Raw genomic sequence first — 3,680 nt, forward strand, 5'->3', positions numbered from 1 at the left:
AAGATCAACGTCTCAATGAGCCGTCGTGCCAACGCCTGGGACAACGCGCCGATGGAGAGCTTCTTCAAAACATTGAAGGTCGAGAGAATCTATCAGAACCACTACGAAACGCGCGCCCAAGCCCGCCTGGATATCGTCGATTGGATCGAGGGCTATTACATTACAATCGGCAACGCCTGCATACCTCGATCGATTTCCTCACCCCTGTCGACTACGAGGCCAGCTTGATCGCCGCATGAATTGCTGTACGTGAAAACGAGGCAGGGTCAGCAGAACATTGCCGAAACTGGGTTGGCCCCGGCTTCGATGCCGATCGGTTCGATCTGCGTGCTGCCAATGCAACGCTGCTGCGCATGGCATTCAATCGTTGGGGAAACCGGTAACTCACGCCGTCAAGACGGTATCGGCCCCACACTTACATACAGACAAAAAGTTATCAAACTTCTTGCCGTACGTGGAATCGAGGCAGGGTCGTGGTCGCGCAGGTTTTGATAATCATATAGCCGGCCTCGCGCCGTTCCGGTAGGACGGCTGGCGTAGAGTCAGGGTTGCGACACCGACGTGACGCACAGGAGGCCGGCATGCAAAAGTTTAGCGGAATCGACCTGCACTCGAACTTTGCGAGCAACGGTTTACTCTTTTCCTGCCTAGCACGCAGACGCTCCACACCATCACCATCATGCCTCACGCGCGCGCGAACGGGGAAACGGTCGGGCCGAGTCGCTTACGGCTATATAGTTGCGTACGCAACCAGATTGTGAGCCTACCCTTCCGAACAAAGCCTCCGATACCCAACCCCTTCTGTCAACGCCAGCTTGACCGCTTCGTCGCGAAGCGCCTTCGTATAGACCGCTCTTGGAACTCGATTCATCCAAGCCTCCGTTTCTCGATCTTACGAAACGTTGGCTTCCATTTTTCCGGCCGGCCTCATGTGACCCCATAGCTGTTTGGTGGAGAATTCCCAAGAGCTCCTCTCCTCCTGCGGACGCGAGTTTTTGATTCTTTAAATCCGGAAGATTTGCGCAAATGTGAATGCGCCGTTTGGCGCCTATCCCTGATCATCGTTCGTGAGAAAGATGTGGCGGTGGACTGTCACACCGACGGTCGACACATGCTGTGTTGATTCCATATGGAAGCTGCCTGCAACGTGCCGACGTGCGATATTGGCATATCTTCATGTCCTGCACTTCTATATGAATTGGCTTGCGGTACCGCCACATGACCATACTTCCGACACCATCGTAGGCGGCCAGCATTCGGCATGATGTCGTGCCTTGCAACCCAAGCAGGGCAACACCCGCGCGATGTCGGAGACTGCGGACTGCATAATGGCCATGCTGGAGCATGTTGGAATCCCGGAGCGTCACGACAAGGTTAGGACGACGGGGTTTTTCATCAGGGGCAACGTGAATCAGCTCGCTGCGGCGGCCTGCGCCCAGGCGGCCAGGCTCTTTGAACAGGCGGGACAACCCGATCGCGCTGCCACGACATGGGCATCGACCGCCGCGGCCCACCGGGCTGTGGGGCTGCTGGTGCCCGCCTCTGAAGCTGAACAATCGGCCGCCCGGGCGTATGAATAGGTAGCTGGAACCTGCTTGCAGGCTGGGCATTAGCTCGATACCACGTTCGGGTAACGCTCGTCGATGCCGCTCGGAGTCGTAACCACGATCGGCATAGGCCACACGCGGTCTGCAGGGTTTGCCTCGGTCTTATTGCGCAATACGTCTAGCAAAGATGAGGGCTTCAATGTTCAGGACGTATAGAGGTATCGGCGGAGTTCGAAGCCAAGCCGGTTTTCGGTCGTGAAAATGATGGGATCTCGGCCGATGGGGGCGACCCTCTCGAAAGTGGTCGCTCCTCTTGATTCGTATCAGACGTGTAGACGACAAAGTAATGGGTAAGATTCGATCGTGGGTCCGAGGGCAAAAAATTCGTTGGCTTCCTGTGGATGGCTCACTGACAATCTACATCCTCTGCTTTGTGGGTGGATGTATGGAGTGTGTTAGCTACTTGCTACTGTTTCATACGCTGCTTGGCGTGATGACCGTTAATACAATGGCGGGCATCATAGGCATAGCGAGTAATACGGATCTACCCGTAGCGGCGCTACATCTGTCATCGGTACTGGCTTTCCTTCTGACGGTACTACTCCATAAGGTCTTCAGCCTAAAGCGTCGAGATATGATGCACGCAGAGCACACGCTTTCCTATGTTAGGCTGGAATTCGTCATCATATTACTCTACGCCTGTGCGGCCAGTTATCTTTATCGTCACGGCTATATGCAGCACCCGAATATTATTGTATTCAGTCTGGTCTGGGTTGGGTCCTTTGCGCTCTATCTCCAGAATCATGTTATCCAGCCGGCCCACCCTCTTCCTGTGTCGACTATTGTTATGACAGGGAGCTATATCGCGTTATTGACGTACTCGACCAAAATTATTGTTGGCCCCGATAATGGGGCTGAGCCTCGGGTGGCTATAAAGCACTTTTTGCTGGTGCATTTTCACTTCTGGGGTGGGGTAATTGCAATAACTTGTATTTATCGTTATTTTGATTTTATGAGCTTGCTTTTACCCTGTTTGGCGCTTGGATTTCTTGCTTGGCAGATTTCTCCTGGGCCTCAGAATGATCGAAATGTCGTTGAACGTTAACGTCTGACCAACGGCTGGTAAAGCGTTTTGTCTGTTGTAGTTGCTAGGGCTGACCCTGAACCGCGTCGGGAGTCGCGGAGGTTGCATGGTATAGGTTAAGTGGAGACAGCAGCGGCATTTCTATATTGCCTGTGGCCATTTGCCTCAACCTCAGCGATTGCGATAGCTGGGCTGTGTCGCATAAAGGCCTGCAGTGCTGCCAGATCTGCTGGAATGTCCTCCGACGGGCGGACCAGTCTTTATGAAGCCGTCTCTAAAGTAGGGAATGGTAATCGAGCGAGGTAGCATGTCGTGAATAGGGTGATATGGAGGAGGTTGTGTGGCCAAAAGGTCTGTTAGGCAGCTAGACTGGACGCAGTGAAGGCTGTATTGCTTGACACCGCATCCGACCGGGATATGGTTCGTCAATTCTCAGGCGCCACGGTATGTCTGGAGTCAGGACGTCGAGGGTGACGATTATAAACGTCCTGGAAGCTTCTTCCGGACACGGGCTTCCGAGTCGGACGAAATGGACGTCTAAACCGAGCGCGCAAATGTATTTGAATCAACGAAACGCCAGAAGGAGTGGCCATTAAATGGATGTAATATGAAGGTCGAACGTATCTTGGCAGCAGACGGAGTTGGAAACGGGTTCGACTATTGTTGGTGACGAGGTTGTGTAGTACCCGTATAATGAAATAGTGGGCCTGTAGCTCAGTGGTTAGTAGCAGTCGACTCATAATCGATTGGTCGCAGGTTCAAATCCTGCCAGGCCCACCAAGCACCTACTGCGATCTTGGCAATACGGGGTGAAAGGGATGCACAAAAGGCTGGACGCGCGTTCAACGACAGGCGAGTAGTAACGACGCTACAGCATTTGGAGGGGGCGCGCGCGAAAAATCGCTAAGAAGCTGTTGCGAGATTAATCAGACACTGTCTTGAGTTGGTTCCAGCAAATCAAGCAGCACGCGCGCGAGAGGAATGCCTCATGCACGTGTGCGTACCGTTCGTAGCGAATCTTGAGCCGTCTGAATGCATGAAGCCAGGCA

The 3,680-nt window shown here is 53.5% G+C and carries 1 protein-coding gene, 1 tRNA gene and 4 pseudogenes; 4 read left to right on the forward strand and 2 right to left on the reverse strand.

Annotation, left to right across the window (positions count from 1 at the left end):
• Nucleotides 1–239: pseudogene (locus tag DID99_RS35955) on the forward strand (IS3 family transposase); the annotation flags it as partial.
• Between the two features lie 30 nt (nt 240–269).
• Nucleotides 270–383 (forward strand): annotated as a pseudogene (locus tag DID99_RS38415) (plasmid pRiA4b ORF-3 family protein); the annotation flags it as partial.
• A 1,230-nt stretch (nt 384–1,613) separates the two neighbouring features.
• Here the strand turns inward: DID99_RS38415 and DID99_RS35965 are convergent.
• A pseudogene (locus DID99_RS35965) lies at nt 1,614–1,706 on the reverse strand (IS5/IS1182 family transposase); the annotation flags it as partial.
• A 187-nt stretch (nt 1,707–1,893) separates the two neighbouring features.
• On the opposite strand from DID99_RS35965, the gene DID99_RS35970 reads away from it, so the two are divergent.
• Nucleotides 1,894–2,652, forward strand: a complete 759-nt coding sequence (locus DID99_RS35970; protein ID WP_124668675.1) for a DUF1275 family protein — start codon at nt 1,894–1,896, stop codon at nt 2,650–2,652.
• 682 nt (nt 2,653–3,334) lie between these two features.
• Nucleotides 3,335–3,411 (forward strand) — tRNA-Ile (locus DID99_RS35975).
• Nucleotides 3,412–3,553: 142 nt separating this feature from the next.
• Here the strand turns inward: DID99_RS35975 and DID99_RS35980 are convergent.
• A pseudogene (locus DID99_RS35980) lies at nt 3,554–3,680 on the reverse strand (IS5/IS1182 family transposase); the annotation flags it as partial.

Source organism: Burkholderia sp. Bp8986 (assembly GCF_003854225.1).
GTDB lineage: Bacteria > Pseudomonadota > Gammaproteobacteria > Burkholderiales > Burkholderiaceae > Burkholderia.

Coding starts and splice junctions, on each gene's coding strand:
- DID99_RS35970 (WP_124668675.1), top strand. CDS start 1,894: ATGGGTAAGATTCGATCGTGGGTCCGAGGGCAAAAAATTCGTTGGCTT.